This is a genomic window from Athalassotoga saccharophila (assembly GCF_009936215.1).
Taxonomy (GTDB): domain Bacteria; phylum Thermotogota; class Thermotogae; order Mesoaciditogales; family Mesoaciditogaceae; genus Athalassotoga; species Athalassotoga saccharophila.
The window spans coordinates 582,731-599,051 of record NZ_AP019551.1; the positions used below are offsets into that span (position 1 = coordinate 582,731).

The following is a 16,321-nucleotide window of genomic DNA, read 5'->3' on the forward strand; positions in this document are numbered from 1 at the left end:
CTTCTCCTCTCAAATAGAAAATGTTCTTTTCCTGTACTGCATTGCCTCTGCTATGTGAGAAATCTCTATCTTTTCTGATTTTGAAAGGTCTGCTATCGTTCTTGAGACCTTGAGTATTTTTTCCATTGTCCTTGCGGTCAATCCTAATTTTTTCGAGGCATTTTTGAAGAAATCTTCCTCCTTCGGTCCGAGTTTACAAAATTTCGTAACCTCCAAGGCATTCATCTTTCCGTTCAACTTACCAGCCCGCTTCATTTGAATCTCTACCGCTTCCATAACTCTTTCCCTTATCTTTGCCGAAGATTCTGAAGGTCTCATCGATGTGTATTTATCGTAATCTACCTTGGGGACGTCGATAAAGATGTCTATTCTGTCCTCTATTGGCCCAGAGATCTTCTTGTTGTACCTCTCGATTTGTGGAATTGTACACGTACAATGGTGAACTCCATCCTCGATCCCGAACCAGCCCGAACCAGCCGCACGCGCATGGATTCTGGGACGCAATCAAGATGAACCTTGCGGGATATGTGTGCGTTTCTTTGATCCTCGATATCGTTATAACGCCATCTTCGAGAGGCTGTCTGAGGGCCTCGATCACATCTCGCCTGAATTCGGGTAATTCATCCATGAAGATCACTCCGTTGTGCGCGAGTGTAACTTCTCCGGGTTTTGCGTTATTTCCGCCTCCGACGATCGACGCGAGAGAGGCACTATGATGTGGCGTGCGGAAAGGTCTTGAAGTTATCGGCTTTCCGTCAAGAAGGCCGGCAATCGAGTATATCTTTGTAGATTCCAAGATTTCATCGAATGTCATCGGAGGAAGGATCGTCGGGAACCTCCTTGCAAGCATTGTCTTTCCAGATCCCGGAGGACCCTTCATCAACACATTGTGAAAGCCACTTGCCGCGATCTCTAAGGCACGCTTTGCGATCTCCTGTCCTCTTACCTCAGAAAAATCGAGATCGTATTTAAGATCTGACATGACGTCTTTGAAAGAGATCTCTTTGAATTCCTTTTCTCCCGATATTATACTCACAGCCGTTTTTAGGTTATCTGCGGCATATATTCCATCTCCCTTTACGAGAGAAACCTCGGGTATGTTTTCTTGAGGAATTACGGCCTTTCCTTTTTTGGATATCATAATGGGCAATGCCCCGTCAACCTTTCGAATTGCGCCATCTAAGCCAAGTTCTCCTATCAAAAGCCATTCTCCCTTTATCTCTATCTTTCCGGCCGCCACAAGGATTGAGATGGCGATTGGAAGATCAAGCAATGTGCCTTCCTTTTTTACATCCCCCGGTGCAAGATTGACCGTTATATAACCGTGAGGCATTTCAAATCCGCTGTTCTTTATGGCGCTTATCACTCTTTTCTTGCTCTCTTTTATTGCCGTGTCTCCAAGACCGACGATTTCTAAATCCTGCCTTACGGATCTTGTGTTCAAATCGGCCTCAACGTCTACCTCCAAAACGTCAAAACCGGACAGGACGGCACTTTTAACTTTTGAGTAATGCAAGTGAAACCTCCCCCTTTCTAAAAAATTATACACTATTATCAAGGAGGTGGCGTCGTGGACTATTTAAATTTTTTGGAAGCGGTAATAATAATGATTGCCGTTGCTTTGCCGCTATTAATAGGAAAGAATAAGAAGAATGAGGAAAATCTCTTTTGGGCCTCAATGGTCTCAGTTGCACTTGCGATCATCGCAACCTTTGTAACTGGCAATGCGAATATAGGCATTCTTAACTTCTCGAATTTTTGGGCAGTTTTGATCCCTTTCATCGCTGGATTCATAACGTATGGTATCTACGGTCTCAATTTTGAAATCTCGTATTCAAAATTTTCTCCCATCACATGGCTTATCTTTATACCGGTAATAGACACGCTTATTTTCAGGCATATAGGCCTTTTATATACATCTGAAATGACCTTTAGAATTCAAATACTCGCGTGGTTTTTCCCCGTTAATGTCTTTCTAATATCGATAGTTGCTTCCTTGATTTATTTCTTCATCTATCTGAGAAATGGCATCAAAGAATCTATCGTGGATGCGGCCGTCTTTTTTGTACTCGGAATGATAGCCGGTTACATATACGTGAATTATGGAATCTTAACTGCCTTCATTTCTGAACTTGTTTTCAATTTGTGGAGGATAATCTTTGGAAGTATCAAATTTCAAAGATCATGAATCGTATATGAGGGAGGATAAGATGATATTTTTTCTGACAGACTGGGGCAATTCTTACTACGTTGGCGTTGCCAAAGGGGTTATGAATTCGATATCGCCCGAAAGCAAGATCATAGATATCTCCCACAGTATAGATCCTTTCGATATAGAAGAGGCTGCTCACATAATTGAAAGAGTTTTCAGGGACCTTCCGAAGGGATCAACATTGCTTTGTGTTGTTGATCCGGGCGTTGGTTCGGAAAGAAAGGCACTCGCGCTGGAGATCGATGGTAAGTTCCTCGTTGCTCCAGATAACGGTGTTCTGACGAGACTTTTAGATCTTAGCCTAAAGGCTCGATCCATAGAAAATCCAAAATACATGTACAAATATCCACCATCTAAAACATTTCATGGAAGAGATATCTTTGCCCCTGCCGCCGCTTACATAGAAAAAGGGGTGAAAATCGAAGAATTCGGTCCCGCAGTAGACACATTTCAGAAAATAGAGATCAAGCGTCCTTGTGTATCATTTGGAAAGATCGAGGCATACGTCTCTTACGTTGACAGTTTTGGAAATTTAGAGACAATTGTATCTATGAAGGATTTTTTGGATGCCGGCATCTCTGGAAAATACGTGCTTTTAAACGGGAAAAGGGCGATCTTTACAGACAATTACGCCGAGGGAAAGAGAGAATTCATCCTTGTTCATGTAGATAGTTCGGGATATTTAGAGATCTCTTCTTCAGCCGGAAGAGCCTCAGATATTCTCGGATTGAAAAAAAGAGACAGGATAACTTTTGAGAATTTCGATTGAGAATTTGAAATTTGAATTTTTGATATAATCGAAAATGAGATTCAAAATTGAATTAGCGGGGGAATGTATATGGAAGAATTTGACGAGAAATCTCTTGCGAGATACAATGGCAAGGATGAAAAACAAATTTACATTGCCTACAAGGGGAAGGTTTACGATGTTACAGAAAGTAAGATGTGGAAGACCGGCACACACATGAACAGGCATTTTGCAGGAAAGGACCTTACAGATCAACTGTCAGCGGCACCTCACGGAGAGGAGGTCTTTTCGAAGTTCAAAGTTGTAGGCACGTACAAGGCAGTATCCGATCAGAGAGTTCCGAAGTGGCTTTCCAACTTGATTGAAAAACATCCATCGCTCAAAAGGCATCCACATCCCATTCTTGTTCACTTTCCACTTGCCTTCATGATAGGTGCGAGCCTTTTTGCCCTGCTTTACGCTATATTCGGCGTGAATTCATTTGATACCACCGTCTTCGATCTCATGGTGGCAGGTTTGGTATTCAGTGTCTTTGCCATAGCATCGGGCTTTTTCACGTGGTATCTCAATTACATGTCAAAGCCAATAAAGGCCGTAACCATAAAGATAATCTTTTCGTTTGTACTCGATGTCGATGCAATAATTTTGATCTGGTGGAGAAGCGTTGATCCTCAAATTCTTATAAATGTAAGGAACTTTTCTTTTAACAGTTGGGCCTTTTTCATCATGACATTGTTACTTTCACTTTTTGCGATGATAATAGGATACTACGGTGGAGAACTTGTCTATCCCACGGGCAAAAAGTGATCTTTTCAAACTATTGACAAATTCTTTCAATATGTTGTAGAATACACAAGGATTGCCAGCGTAGCTCAGTCGGTAGAGCAACTGATTTGTAATCAGTTGGTCGGGGGTTCAAGTCCCTTCGCTGGCTGTTAGGAGAGGTGCCCGAGTGGCCAATGGGGACGGACTGTAAATCCGTTGGCGGATCGCCTTCGATGGTTCAAATCCATCCCTCTCCACCATAGAGAGGTGGATCATGGCAAAGAACGCAAAAAATTTCGTTTCTCTTGAATGTACTGAGTGCAAGTCGAGAAATTACGTTGTGAAAAAAAGCAGAGGGCAAAAGGAAAAACTTGAACTGAAAAAGTATTGTCCTAAGTGCAAGAAGCACACTGTTCACAAGGAAGTTAAGTGAAAAGTAGGCCCGTAGCTCAACTGGCAGAGCACCGGTCTCCAAAACCGGGGGTTGTGGGTTCGATCCCTACCGGGCCTGCCATATTTGTGAGGTGAAAAAATGGCAGATGTTGGAAAATTTTTTAGGGAAGTCAAGAGTGAAGCCCAGAAGACTAACTGGCCTACGAGAGGCAAATTACTTTCTTCGGCTGGCATAGTGCTTCTCATTCTTGTAGTTACCGGAGTTTATTTCTGGCTTCTTGATCTTGGTTTTTCAAACCTGACGAGTTGGCTTTTGTCTGCCCTCGGAATAAGATAATACGGAGTTAAAATGAAAAAATCTTGGTACATAGTGCAGACCTACGCAGGTCTTGAAGAAACTGTTAAAGAGGCTATAGAGCAAAAAAGAGATCAATTGAATTTATCTGATTTTATCGGAAGAGTTTTTATACCCGAAGAAAAGGTAGTGGACATAAAGAGTGGCCCCGTTGAGAAGATAAGAATACCTGCAACGGCGAAATTTCACGTGAATTCTGGAGACGACGTTGTAAAAGATCAAATAATAGCGGAATTGCCAGAAGTTCATTCGAGACACGATGGGAAAGTTGTAGAAGTCAGAAATATGAGAAAACTCGTTGTTGAATCGATAGACAGGAAAAACAGCAGGACCTATTACATACCGGCCTCAACTGGCATAGAAAATGGAATAAGGCTTGGGGCTAAACTTACGGAAGGAATGCCTATATCAAAAGATAAATCTTTCTTTTGCGAAATAGACGGCAAAGTTGTTCAGAATGATAGGGTAAAGAAGATCGTGATTCAGCCGGAAGGAAATGAGGAACAGGACTTTTATTTTGTTCCAATTGAATGTTTCAATAAGGAAATAAAGGTAAACAAGTACATCCGTGCCGGAGATAAAATAGCCGACAAAAAAGTTTTTCTTTCTCCGACTTCCGGTGTTGTTGAAATAGACGCATTTGGCGCGTACAAAGAGGTAAGAATCTCAAAGGTCATTTCAAAGAGACTTTTCCCCGGCTACGTTTTTGTCGAGATGTTCATGAATGAAGACAGTTGGGAGATAGTCAAAAATACCGAGCATGTGATAAATTTCGTTTCGAATGCCGGACAGCCGATCCCTTTGAAACCTCGAGATGTTAACGCTTTGCTTGCTTTGATGAGCGAAAAGAAAGCCTCGAAGACCACGGAAGAGATAAAGATAAAGATCAATCTCGAAGTTGGCGAAAGAGTTAAGATAAAAAGCGGACCATTTGAGGGATTTTCCGGAACTGTCAAAGAGGTCAAACCTGACAAAAAAGAGGTTACAGTGGCCGTCACTATCTTTGGAAGGGAAACACCCGTTGTTTTAAATGTGGCCGAGGTTGAAAAATCAGTTTCTTGATGATAAAGTGGGAGGGGTAAACCCGAATAACCACAAGGAGGTTTTGTATGGCAACTAAAAAGTTGATAAGACAGGTCAAATTGCAAATTCCGGCCGGAAAGGCAACTCCGGCCCCACCGGTGGGCCCCGCGCTTGGTCAGCACGGTGTGAACATAATGGCCTTTTGCAAACAATTCAATGCCGAAACGGCAAAACAAGCGGGGATGATTTTGCCGGTTGTGATAAGCATCTACGAAGACAGATCCTTTACGTTTGTAACTAAAACTCCACCTGCCGCCGTTCTTATAAAGAAGGCCGCCGGTATCGAGAGTGGATCTGGAGAACCAAACAAGAACAAGGTTGGAAAGATAACCAGGGCTCAACTTCTCGAAATAGCGAAGATAAAGATGCCGGATCTCAACGCCAACGATCTTGAGGCTGCTGCGAAAATAGTTGCTGGAACGGCCAGAAGTATGGGCGTAGAAATAGTCGGGTAAGGTGAGAATATGCCAAAGCATTCAAAAAGATACAACGAAATAGTCAAAAAGGTAGAAAGAGAAAAGTTCTATTCCCTTGAAGAGGCCGTTAAATTGATAAAAGAGATCGCCAACGCGAAATTCAACGAGACCATAGAACTCTCTCTCAAGACCGGAATAGATCCAAAGAAGAACGAACAACAGGTTAGAAGTACTATTTCTCTTCCTCATGGCACGGGTAAGAGCGTCAGAGTACTTGTCTTTGCAGTTGGGCCGAATGCTCAGGCCGCAAGGGAAGCGGGAGCAGATTACGTCGGTGGAGAAGAACTTGCCCAGAAGATATTGTCAGAAGGCTTTACAGATTTTGATGTTGCGATAGCCTCTCCTGACACCATGGGATTCGTTGGAAAACTTGGTAAAGTTCTCGGTCCGAGAGGATTAATGCCGTCTCCAAAATCTGGAACAGTTACGCCTAACGTTGCAGAAGCCGTTAAATCTTTCAAATCTGGAAGAGTAGAGGTAAGGAACGATAAAACGGGTAACCTTCATCTACCGGTCGGCAAAAGGGATTTTGATGCTGAAAAACTTACGGAGAATATAAAGTCCGCAGTTCAGCAGATAAATGCTTTGAGACCGCAGGGAATAAAGGGTAGATTTTTGCAGAAGATCGTTGTAAGTCCGACGATGGGACCCGGTGTGAAACTCGATTTGAGTCAGTTTGAAATCTAACTCACAGCCGAAGACAGCGGGTTTCTAAAATTTTCCCGCCGAGGCGCGTGATCTGATTTTTATAGATCAACGGCCTTATTTGGGCCGTTTTTTTAAAGGAGGTATGTCATGCTAAAACAGCAGAAATTTGAAATAGTAGACAAACTTACGTCTTCTCTTTCGAAGTCAAATCTCATTCTCTTAACCGATTACAAGGGCATGAACGTTGAAACTATAAGCAAATTGAGAAGAGAACTTTCCAAAGTTAATGCCGAATACACTGTAGTCAAGAACACGCTTTTGAAGATCTCTTTGAAGAATATGGGCATTTACGTTGATTCCATCGACGATCATCTTCAAGGAACAACGGCTATACTTTACACATCGGGAGATCCGGTCCTTGCGCTTAAAGGCTTTTACAAATTTTTGGACGAGAATGGCAATATTCCGGTTGTCAAGTCTGGATTTTTCGAGAAGAAATTCATAACTGCAGAACAGGCAAAGGAATTCTCCAATTTGCCACCGAAAGAAGTTTTACTGGCACAACTTGTTGGCCAGATTCAGGCTCCTATCTATTCTTTGCACGCGGTTTTGTCTGGAACTTTGAGAAAGTTACTTTACGTTTTGGATGGAATAAGAGAAAAGAAATCTTGAAAATATCATGGAGGTGTTTTGAATGACTAACGAAGAAATAATAAAGGCCATCGAAGAGATGAGTGTGGGCGATCTTGCAAAACTCGTAAAAGCCCTTGAGGAAAAATTTGGAGTGAGTGCGGCAGCCCCTGTTGCGGTCGCTGCAGTTGCGGCAGCGCCGGCGGCAGACAGCAAGGGTGCGGCCAAAGCAGAAGAGAAGACCTCTTTCAACGTTTTGCTTAAAGAAGCGGGAGACAAAAAACTTCAGGTTATAAAGGTTGTAAGGGAGATAACAAACCTTGGACTCAAAGAAGCGAAAGATCTCGTTGACAAGGCCGGCGCTCCGGATGCTATAATCAAGCAAAACGCGACAAAAGAAGAGGCGGATCAGATAAAGGCCAAATTAGAAGAAGCGGGAGCGGTTGTAGAGTTAAAATAATTTGATCCGTTTCTTTCGTACAAAAAATCATATTCAAATTGAAACCTAACCTCATCGGAATTGTAAATATTCTGATGGGGTAGTTTTGCTTAAATATATTGAAGGGCATTTGCCTTTTAGAAAGGTCTGGTGAAAAGGTGGAAAAGAGAGAAAGATACTCTTATGGACGAATGAAAGACGCCATCGAAGTCCCTAACCTTATATCCGTTCAGTTGGATTCTTACAAGGATTTTGTTGAAAACGGTATAATGGAAGTGCTGAAGAAATTTTCCCCGATAGAATCAAAGCCCCACAAAGCCGATGTTAAAAAAAGTGAAAAAGGTTTTAGATTGGAATTCGTAAGATCAAGGACAGGTGATCCCAAGTACACCGAGGAAGAGTGCAGGCTAAAGGACACAACCTACAGCGTGCCGCTTTACATAACCATTAGAATAAAAGACACGCATTCGAACGAAATAAAGGAAAGTGAAGCGCTTTTTGGTTACCTTCCGATAATGACAGATCGTGGCACCTTCATAATAAATGGTGCCGAAAGGGTTGTCGTCCACCAACTTGTCAGATCTCCTGGTGTGTATTTCGTTCGTGAATTCGAAGGTTCCGAAAGGATTCCAACTTTTTTTGCCCATTTTCTTCCCGAAAAAGGCGCGTGGCTTGAGATCCTTCTAAACACGAAAAAAGGGTTATTACAGGCAAGAATCGATAGAAAGAAAAAGATAAAATTGCCAATTTTACTTAAAATTCTCGGATTTGTTACCCCTATGGAAATACTCAGAATCTACCCAATAACGGTAACGGCCGATGAAGATGAATTGATCTTTAGGAAGGATTCCATTATTCTCGAAGACATAAAGGATCAATCTGGTAAAGTCGTGATAGAGGCCGGTCAGAAAATAAGCGAGGATATGATTCCTGCTATCCTCGAGTCAAAGGTTCAAAATGTAACGATAGCCCATCCATACATGCAAAAGACAGTTGAAAATTTGGATGAGAACGAAAAGATCATGACCTCTGACGATGCGTACATAGAATTCTTCAGAAAATTAAGGCCAGGAGAGATTCCGAGGATAAATGTGGCAAAAAGTTATTTTAACAGTCTCTATTTTGATCCCGAGCATTACGATCTGACTGAAATTGGAAGAACGAAGATAAATGCAAAACTCGGTCTTAATTCAGATTCACGTGTTTTGACGAAAGATGACATAATAGCCGCGATAAGGTATTTGATCGATATAGAAAATCATGAAGAGAGACTCGATACAAAGGATCACCTCGGAAATAAGAGGGTAAGAACGGCGGGAGAATTGTTAAAACTTGAATTTGAAAGGGGCTTTTCAAGGGTTCAAAAGATGATAGAAGACAAACTCAACATGTACAATTCTCTCGACAAAATAAACATTCAAAGTCTTATAAATGTAAGGGCAGTTATGGCAACGCTCCAGCAATTTTTCGCCTCAAGCCAACTTTCACAATTCATGGATCAGGTAAATCCTCTTGCCGAACTGACACATAAAAGAAGGATATCTGCCCTTGGTCCGGGTGGATTGAGAAGGGAAAGGGCGAGATTTGAAGTCAGAGACGTTCACCATTCCCATTACGGTCGTATGTGCCCAATAGAGACACCCGAAGGCGCGAATATAGGTCTTATAACCTCTATGGCCATCTTTGCCGAAATAGACAAATACGGATTTTTGAGAACGCCTTACAGGAAGGTCGAAAATGGCAGAATAACAGATAAAATCGATTACCTTATGGCCGACGAAGAAAGTAACTACAACATAGCGCCGGTCAACGTTAAGATAAATCCAGACGGCACACTTGCAGATGAAAGAGTCTCCGTCAGGTTCATGGAAACTTACAGATACGTCGCAAGATCGGAAGTTGACTACATAGACATTTCATCGAGGCAGATAGTCAGTGTCTCTGCGGCGCTTATTCCATTTCTCGAAAATGACGATGCCAACAGAGCCTTGATGGGTTCTAACATGCAAAGGCAGGGAGTTCCTCTTGTGAAGCCTCAGGCTCCTTTGATAGGCACGGGAATGGAAAAATACGTTGCTCGAGACTCCGGACTCATAGTTATCGCGAAAAATTCGGGAAAGGTCAAGAAGGTTTCCTCGATGGAGATAATAGTCGAAAGAGATGACGGTAGTGGTGAAGATGTATACCATCTCATAAAATACTCAAGGACAAACCAAGACACGTGTATAAATCAAATACCAATAGTTGATGTTGGCGAACACGTTGAAAAAGGTGATTGCATAGCGGATGGTCCCGCGACTGATATGGGCGAACTTGCCCTTGGAAGAAATGTGCTCGTTGCCTTTATGCCATGGGAAGGTTACAACTTCGAGGACGCAATAGTCATAAACCAGTCTCTCATAGAAGAGGATGCCTTTACATCTGTTCACATAGAGGCATACGAAACGTACGCGCGAGAAACAAGGCTCGGACCCGAGGAAATAACGGCCGATATACCAAATGCCTCGAAGGAATTACTCAAAAACCTCGATGAGAACGGGATTGTAAGGGTAGGTTCTCTCGTTCACCCTAAAGACATTCTCGTCGGTAAGGTTACTCCAAAGGGAGACAGCGAATTGACGGCCGAAGAAAAGATAATGAGATCCATATTTGGAGAGAGAGGACGAGATGTCAAGGATACGTCCCTTAAACTTCCCCACGGTGTGGATGGAAGGGTCATAGGTGTTCACATATTTGAAAAGGGAGATATATCCGAGTTGGACTCGAGCATCAATAAGATGGTTAAAGTTTACGTTGCGACGAGAAAGCCCCTTGCCGTTGGCGACAAACTTGCCGGTCGCCATGGAAACAAGGGAGTCGTTTCCCGCATAGTGCCAAAAGAAGACATGCCATTCTTGCCTGACGGGACACCTGTTGAGATGATATTAAGCCCTCTCGGCGTTCCTTCGAGGATGAACATAGGACAGGTGCTTGAAACTCACCTTGGATGGCTTGCAAAATTGAAGGGAATGTATTTTGCGACGCCCGTTTTCGATGGTGCGAGAGAAGAGGATATCTTTACACCGCTTTACGAAGAGCGTAAAAAATATGGCCTTACAGAGGGAGATAATCCAGAATATCCAACCGGTAAGGTTGTTTTAAGAGATGGAAGAACGGGTGAACCTTTCAACAGCCCGGTTGTGGTGGGAGTCATGTACATGATGAAACTCATTCATATTGCCCAAGACAAGATTCACGCGAGATCGATAGGACCTTATTCTTTGATACATCAGCAGCCTCTCGGAGGAAAGGCCCAATTTGGAGGTCAGAGATTTGGAGAGATGGAAGTCTGGGCTCTCGAAGCTCATGGAGCGGCCCATACCCTTCAGGAGATGCTGACGATAAAGTCTGACGATATTGAGGGAAGAAATGAGGCTTACAAGGCCATAATGAGAGGGAAAAACATACCTCTTTCGAATTTGCCCGAGAGTTTCAAAGTTCTTGTTAAAGAACTTCAAGGCCTTGCGCTTGACGTTAAGGTCTACGATGATCTCGGAAATGAAATCAAATTAGATCGTTAAGGAGGGGTAAAATGGCAGAAGAAAGCCCCAAAATATTTTTAAGCCCTTCAAACAAAATAGGAAGGGTAGAAATAGGACTGGCCTCGCCCGAGACAATTTTACAATGGTCAAAGGGAGAGGTAAAAAAACCAGAAACTATAAATTATAGAACCTTCAAACCGGAGCCGGATGGTCTCTTTAGCGAACAGATCTTCGGACCTGTAAAAGATTATGAATGTGCATGCGGAAGGTACAAGGGCAAAAAATATGAAGGTACTACTTGCGAAAGGTGCGGTGTCACCGTTGAATCTAAAACGGCCCGAAGAAGAAGAATGGGTCACATATCCTTGGCCGTTCCGGTGGTTCATATATGGTATCTCAAAAACATACCCAACTACATCTCGATCCTTCTCGATATCTCTCCAAAGGATATAGAGCAGATAGTGTACTTTGGATCGAGAAGAACGGTCGAGACCGTTTACATGGTAACGGATCCCAAAAATACGAATTTTGACGTTGGAGACAAACTTTATGCCACGGAGTACAACATATACAAGGACAAACTCGATTTTGTCGTGGAAAATTCTGTCAGAATTAAAAGTCCTCGTGGACCTATAAGATCCGAAATCGACGGAATTGTTTCTATAAAGAAAGAAAAAACCAATACGGATAGATTTTTAACATGGGTTACAGTCTCTCAATCTACAAGGGCCGAAAATTCCAAGAGTGAATCCTACACGATATATCGTGGAATGGAATTGAACGTAAAAAATGGCGAGATCGTCAAAAAGGGCGATCTTATAGCCAATGAATTGAAGGTCGAACCTTTTAAGGCTCCTTTCGATGGTACCTGCGAAATAGATGAAGTAACTTCAACGATAAGGGTGATACCTCTACCTACATCTAAATTTCAGCCTGTAGCCTATACACTTCCTTACGGGGTAAAGCCGACGGTCCAGAATGGTCAGAAAGTTAAAAAGGGGAAGGTACTAACAAGTAGCGCGCACTTTGATGCGATTCGGGCCGGAATGGACGGGGTTATCGTCTACGGCAAAAACCTTTCGGTAAGTCAAAAGGAAGACGAGAAATTAGTTGCGAACTCGACGGATAAGATCGAGATAGTCGAGAAGGATCAGGTTCAAAGAATTGAAAGATCATATCCTTTATTCGAAGGTATAACGCCTTACGTCGAAGATGGTCAGGAGATAAAATCTGGCGACTACATAGCGGACAGATTCGTTTACGAGGATGAGGATCTTACCGTCTCAGAACTCGACATCTTCGAAAAGCATTATCCCGGTCAGTTCGAAAAGGAATTCGAAATAGAGAATGACAGGACAGTCGTCATGATAACGGACATTGCCGATGATGTTGCGGCCGAGATAGGGAAAAAGGTTGGAGACGTCATCCTTGACAACGAATACGACGCTTACAAAGACATATATGGAGACAAGATACTCGCAGATGTGGGCGCATCGGCAATAAAGAAATTGCTTCAAAAGATAGATCTTGGAGAGACCGAAAGCAAACTCGAGGCCGAACTTAAAAGTATTCCAGATTCAGCCTCGAACAAAAAGATGAAGATTTTAAAGAGATTGCACATCATAAGAAGTCTCATTGAGAGCAACCAAAGACCCGAATGGATGGTTCTCGATGTTGTTCCTGTAATCCCGCCAGATCTTAGACCTATGATTCAAATAGATGGCGGAAGATTCGCCACGACAGATTTGAACGATCTTTACAGAAGGGTCATAAATAGAAATAACAGGCTTAAAAAACTCATTGAATTGAACGCGCCGGACATAATAATAAGAAATGAAAAACGTATGCTTCAGGAAGCGGTGGATTCCCTTATAGCAAATGGAAAGCGCGGAAAATCCGTTATGGATAAGTCAAACAGACCTTTGAAATCACTTACCGATTTGCTCAAGGGAAAGAGGGGAAGGTTTAGAAGAAACCTTCTTGGGAAGCGCGTCGATTATTCCGGCCGCGCCGTTATAGTTGTGGGTCCTACACTTAGAATAGATCAATGTGGCATTCCAAAGAAGATGGCCATGGAACTCTTCAAACCCTTCGTCCTTCAAAAACTCGTCAAAAGCGATCCGGACAAATCTGCCAGAAAATGGGGCCGATTGATGATAGAAAGAGAGGTTCCGGAGGCTTGGGAAGTTCTCGAAGATGTCATAAAGGGTCATCCGGTTTTGCTAAACAGGGCTCCGACGCTTCACAGGGTAAGTATTCAGGCATTTGAACCAAAGTTAATAGAAGGAGATGCCATTCAGTTACATCCGCTCGTCTGTCCTCCCTTCAACGCCGACTTTGATGGAGACCAAATGGCAGTTCATATACCGCTTTCGGCGGCCGCGCAGGCAGAGGCAAAGTTCTTAATGCTTTCCAAATACAACACGATAAGCCCTGCAAATGGTCAGCCGCTTTCGATGCCGGGGAAGGATATAATCCTTGGAATGTATTACCTCACGATGAAAGACGATAAATTGCCAAAATACAAAACAGTCTTTTCATCGGCCCAGGAAGCGATCCTTGCTTACGAAATGGGATACATAACGCTCCACACGCCAATAGACGTCATGATGAAATTCTCCTCTGGAGAAAAACTCGTAAAAGATACGACCGTTGGGCGCGTTATATTCAACGAAGGACTCTTTGAGGAATTGAGAGATTACACAAAAACGTATGACAAAAAAGAGATAAAGAATATAGTCTCTAAATCCTTCAAGAGATTTGACATAGACGTTACGGCCGAAGTCTTGGACAGAATAAAGGACTTTGGATTTAAATACTCCACGATTTCTGGAGTTACCATATCGGTTAGAGATGTTCTCATATCCAATAAAAAGTATGAGATAATAAGACAATCTCAGGAAAAGATACAAATTGTCGAAGATGCATTTGAGAATGGGCTTATAAATCAGCAGCAAAGGTACGAACAGATAGTAAGAATATGGGAGGACGCGACAAAAGAGATTCAGGATGTAACCTATGCTGAACTTTCCAAAGACCTTTTCAATCCTGTCTTCATGATGGTAAGGTCGGGCGCAAGAGGAAGTATCGACCAGATAAAACAAATTGCCGGTATGAGAGGATTGATGGCCGACCCATCGGGAAAGACCATAGAGGTACCTATACTTTCGAACTTCAGAGAGGGTCTAAATGTCATGGAATACTTCATATCTACCCATGGCGCGAGGAAAGGTTCGGCAGACACGGCTTTAAGAACCTCTAACTCTGGATACCTTACAAGAAGGCTTGTCGACGTCGCCCAGTCTGTAACCGTCAAAGAGACCGACTGCGGTACCACGAATGGAATAGAATTGAAAACTTTGCGCGATGACGATGTTGTAATAGAAAAACTCGAAGATTCTCTCTTTGGGCGTGTACTTGCCGAAGACATAGTCAATCCGAAGACAAAAGAGGTCATTTACGAGCGCGATACGATGATGGAAGAAGAAGATGCCCACAAAGCCGTCGGTACAATAGAAGAAGTAGAAGTTTACAGGCAAGAAGAGATCGGTGTCGATTCAATAAACGATGTAAAAGATTACGCCGAGATCGCAGAAGATCTTTACGATGATGAAAAAGGTACGTTTTCTGGTGTGCCTTCGAAGTTGATATTCAAAAAGGGTGAACCTATCAAAAATACGGTGAATGCCTTAAAGAAATTAGGAGTCTCAAAGGTACTCGTTGACATCTATCCGTGCGTTGGAGGAGTAACGGTCTCGCCGGTTGTCGCAGCCGATGGAAAGCGTGAAGTAGCGACCTACGAAGAGCGTGTAACTCCTGAAATTGCCAAAAAGTTTGTCAGAGAGCACATAGACACGGTGAGTTTGAGACCTTACATAAAGATAAGATCTCCTATGACTTGCGAACTTTCAAATGGAGTGTGCGAGAAGTGCTACGGAATGGATCTTTCAAACCACAGAATAGTTCACATTGGAGAAGCGATAGGCATAATAGCGGCTCAGTCCATAGGAGAGCCCGGTACACAGTTGACGATGAGAACCTTTCATACGGGCGGTATAGCGACAACGGGCGATATAACTCAGGGACTTCCAAGGGCCGAGGAACTCTTCGAGGCGAGAAAGAAACTAAAGGATGTCTCCGGCATCTTCAGCCACGTTTCTGGATACGTCAAACAGATTAAACAAGAAGAGAACAAGACTCTCAAGATATACATAGAAGATGACGATGGAAACCTTCACGATTACACCGTTCCAAAAAAGACACAGGTACGTGTGAGGGAAGGTCAGAGAGTCCTTGCCGGTACCCCTCTCACAACTGGCACTATAAGACCGAGAGATCTGCTCGAGAAGGTAAGTACCGAAAGTTCATTCCAGTACCTCTTGCGCGAGGTCAAGAGAGTTTACGCCGAGCAGGGTGTCGACATACACGATAAGCATTTCGAGGTCATAATAAAGCAGATGTTCAACAAGGTAGAGGTAACAGATGCCGGTGATACGAACATACTGCCGGGCACATTGCTCTCTCTCGAAGAGGCCAAGAGGATAAATGAAGAGATAAGGAAAGAAAATTCAAGAGTCGAAGAAAACAGATCCAAGATCGTTGGTAAGGAACTCGTTTATTCTGTCAGCAGTTTGGACGAAAAGAACGAAGAAATAGCAAAAGCAGGGGATATTTTGACAGAAGAGATGGTAGCCAAAATGGTCGATAAGGGAATAAAATCTGTCACGGTCAAGATCGGAGACAAAAAGGAAAGGTACATAATAAATCCCAAAAATGAGATCCAGTACAAACAGAAATTGCTGAGGATAACTACGGCCTCACTTGAAAGTGAAGGATTTTTAAGTGCGGCTTCTTTCCAGCAAACTCCTCAAATTCTTGCCGAGGCGGCCGTCGAAGGCAGAGGAGACATGCTAAAGGGATTAAAAGAAAACGTGATAATAGGTCAATTGATCCCATCCGGAACAGGTCTTTCGGTTTACAACAATCTTCAGATAGAAGAACACGCCATAGCAAAATCCAAAGAAGAGATAAAAAAGGAACAACAAGCATAA

The 16,321-nt window shown here is 42.9% G+C and carries 14 protein-coding genes, 3 tRNA genes and 1 other annotated feature; of the genes, 15 read left to right on the forward strand and 2 right to left on the reverse strand.

What is annotated here, in order from left to right; genetic code table 11:
* Positions 1-9 precede the first annotated feature (9 nt).
* Both ATHSA_RS10190 and ATHSA_RS10195 read right to left on the reverse strand, forming a co-directional pair.
* On the reverse strand, positions 10-423 hold the full coding sequence (locus tag ATHSA_RS10190) for a magnesium chelatase subunit ChlI family protein (protein ID WP_408626220.1): 414 nt from the start codon (positions 421-423) through the stop codon (positions 10-12).
* Complete coding sequence (locus tag ATHSA_RS10195; RefSeq protein ID WP_232060119.1) at positions 329-1,516, reverse strand: YifB family Mg chelatase-like AAA ATPase; 1,188 nt, start codon at positions 1,514-1,516, stop codon at positions 329-331. Before ATHSA_RS10195 ends, ATHSA_RS10190 begins: the two co-directional genes overlap by 95 nt.
* Before the next feature lie 54 nt (positions 1,517-1,570).
* Here ATHSA_RS10195 and ATHSA_RS02900 point away from each other — a divergent pair, with 54 nt between their 5' ends.
* The 15 genes from ATHSA_RS02900 (at position 1,571) to rpoC (ending at position 16,321) form a co-directional block, all read left to right on the forward strand.
* Positions 1,571-2,188: a hypothetical protein gene (locus ATHSA_RS02900; RefSeq protein ID WP_161847665.1), complete on the forward strand. Its 618-nt coding sequence runs from the start codon at positions 1,571-1,573 to the stop codon at positions 2,186-2,188.
* A gap of 22 nt (positions 2,189-2,210) precedes the next feature.
* Positions 2,211-2,981: an SAM hydrolase/SAM-dependent halogenase family protein gene (locus tag ATHSA_RS02905; protein ID WP_161847666.1), complete on the forward strand. Its 771-nt coding sequence runs from the start codon at positions 2,211-2,213 to the stop codon at positions 2,979-2,981.
* 69 nt (positions 2,982-3,050) lie between these two features.
* Entirely contained in the window at positions 3,051-3,767 is a 717-nt protein-coding gene (locus tag ATHSA_RS02910) for a DUF2231 domain-containing protein (RefSeq protein WP_161847667.1), read from the forward strand.
* Positions 3,768-3,821: 54 nt separating this feature from the next.
* A tRNA-Thr gene (locus ATHSA_RS02915) sits at positions 3,822-3,894 on the forward strand.
* Positions 3,895-3,898: 4 nt separating this feature from the next.
* Positions 3,899-3,985, forward strand: a tRNA-Tyr gene (locus ATHSA_RS02920).
* Positions 3,986-3,999: 14 nt separating this feature from the next.
* Positions 4,000-4,158 carry a 50S ribosomal protein L33 gene (gene rpmG / locus ATHSA_RS02925; RefSeq protein ID WP_161847668.1) on the forward strand — a complete coding sequence of 53 codons (159 nt, stop codon included), beginning with the start codon at positions 4,000-4,002 and terminating at the stop codon, positions 4,156-4,158.
* A gap of 5 nt (positions 4,159-4,163) precedes the next feature.
* A tRNA-Trp gene (locus tag ATHSA_RS02930) sits at positions 4,164-4,239 on the forward strand.
* Between the two features lie 18 nt (positions 4,240-4,257).
* Entirely contained in the window at positions 4,258-4,455 is a 198-nt protein-coding gene (secE, locus tag ATHSA_RS02935) for a preprotein translocase subunit SecE (RefSeq protein WP_161847669.1), read from the forward strand.
* 12 nt (positions 4,456-4,467) lie between these two features.
* Entirely contained in the window at positions 4,468-5,535 is a 1,068-nt protein-coding gene (gene nusG / locus ATHSA_RS02940; RefSeq protein WP_161847670.1) for a transcription termination/antitermination protein NusG, read from the forward strand.
* A gap of 47 nt (positions 5,536-5,582) precedes the next feature.
* The gene (gene rplK, locus ATHSA_RS02945) at positions 5,583-6,011 is read left to right on the forward strand and encodes a 50S ribosomal protein L11 (RefSeq protein ID WP_161847671.1); all 429 of its coding nucleotides are present in this window, start codon (positions 5,583-5,585) and stop codon (positions 6,009-6,011) included.
* Positions 6,012-6,020: 9 nt separating this feature from the next.
* Positions 6,021-6,719, forward strand: coding sequence for a 50S ribosomal protein L1 (rplA, locus tag ATHSA_RS02950; RefSeq protein ID WP_161847672.1), 699 nt, complete (start codon positions 6,021-6,023; stop codon positions 6,717-6,719).
* Positions 6,709-6,822: a sequence feature (ribosomal protein L10 leader region), on the forward strand. It overlaps the preceding gene by 11 nt.
* Positions 6,823-6,827: 5 nt before the next feature.
* Complete coding sequence (rplJ, locus tag ATHSA_RS02955) at positions 6,828-7,352, forward strand: 50S ribosomal protein L10 (protein ID WP_161847673.1); 525 nt, start codon at positions 6,828-6,830, stop codon at positions 7,350-7,352.
* Between the two features lie 22 nt (positions 7,353-7,374).
* Positions 7,375-7,770, forward strand: coding sequence for a 50S ribosomal protein L7/L12 (rplL, locus tag ATHSA_RS02960; protein ID WP_161847674.1), 396 nt, complete (start codon positions 7,375-7,377; stop codon positions 7,768-7,770).
* Positions 7,771-7,907: 137 nt separating this feature from the next.
* The gene (rpoB, locus tag ATHSA_RS02965; RefSeq protein ID WP_197739215.1) at positions 7,908-11,309 is read left to right on the forward strand and encodes a DNA-directed RNA polymerase subunit beta; all 3,402 of its coding nucleotides are present in this window, start codon (positions 7,908-7,910) and stop codon (positions 11,307-11,309) included.
* An 11-nt stretch (positions 11,310-11,320) separates the two neighbouring features.
* Positions 11,321-16,321, forward strand: coding sequence for a DNA-directed RNA polymerase subunit beta' (gene rpoC / locus ATHSA_RS02970; protein WP_161847675.1), 5,001 nt, complete (start codon positions 11,321-11,323; stop codon positions 16,319-16,321).

What these genes read in the sequence shown, in the direction of transcription:
- ATHSA_RS02905 (WP_161847666.1), top strand. Translation starts at nt 2,211, where the DNA reads ATGATATTTTTTCTGACAGACTGGGGCAATTCTTACTACGTTGGCGTT.
- ATHSA_RS02910 (WP_161847667.1), top strand. Translation starts at nt 3,051, where the DNA reads ATGGAAGAATTTGACGAGAAATCTCTTGCGAGATACAATGGCAAGGAT.
- rpmG (WP_161847668.1), top strand. Translation starts at nt 4,000, where the DNA reads ATGGCAAAGAACGCAAAAAATTTCGTTTCTCTTGAATGTACTGAGTGC.
- secE (WP_161847669.1), top strand. Translation starts at nt 4,258, where the DNA reads ATGGCAGATGTTGGAAAATTTTTTAGGGAAGTCAAGAGTGAAGCCCAG.
- nusG (WP_161847670.1), top strand. Translation starts at nt 4,468, where the DNA reads ATGAAAAAATCTTGGTACATAGTGCAGACCTACGCAGGTCTTGAAGAA.
- rplK (WP_161847671.1), top strand. Translation starts at nt 5,583, where the DNA reads ATGGCAACTAAAAAGTTGATAAGACAGGTCAAATTGCAAATTCCGGCC.
- rplA (WP_161847672.1), top strand. Translation starts at nt 6,021, where the DNA reads ATGCCAAAGCATTCAAAAAGATACAACGAAATAGTCAAAAAGGTAGAA.
- rplJ (WP_161847673.1), top strand. Translation starts at nt 6,828, where the DNA reads ATGCTAAAACAGCAGAAATTTGAAATAGTAGACAAACTTACGTCTTCT.
- rplL (WP_161847674.1), top strand. Translation starts at nt 7,375, where the DNA reads ATGACTAACGAAGAAATAATAAAGGCCATCGAAGAGATGAGTGTGGGC.
- rpoC (WP_161847675.1), top strand. Translation starts at nt 11,321, where the DNA reads ATGGCAGAAGAAAGCCCCAAAATATTTTTAAGCCCTTCAAACAAAATA.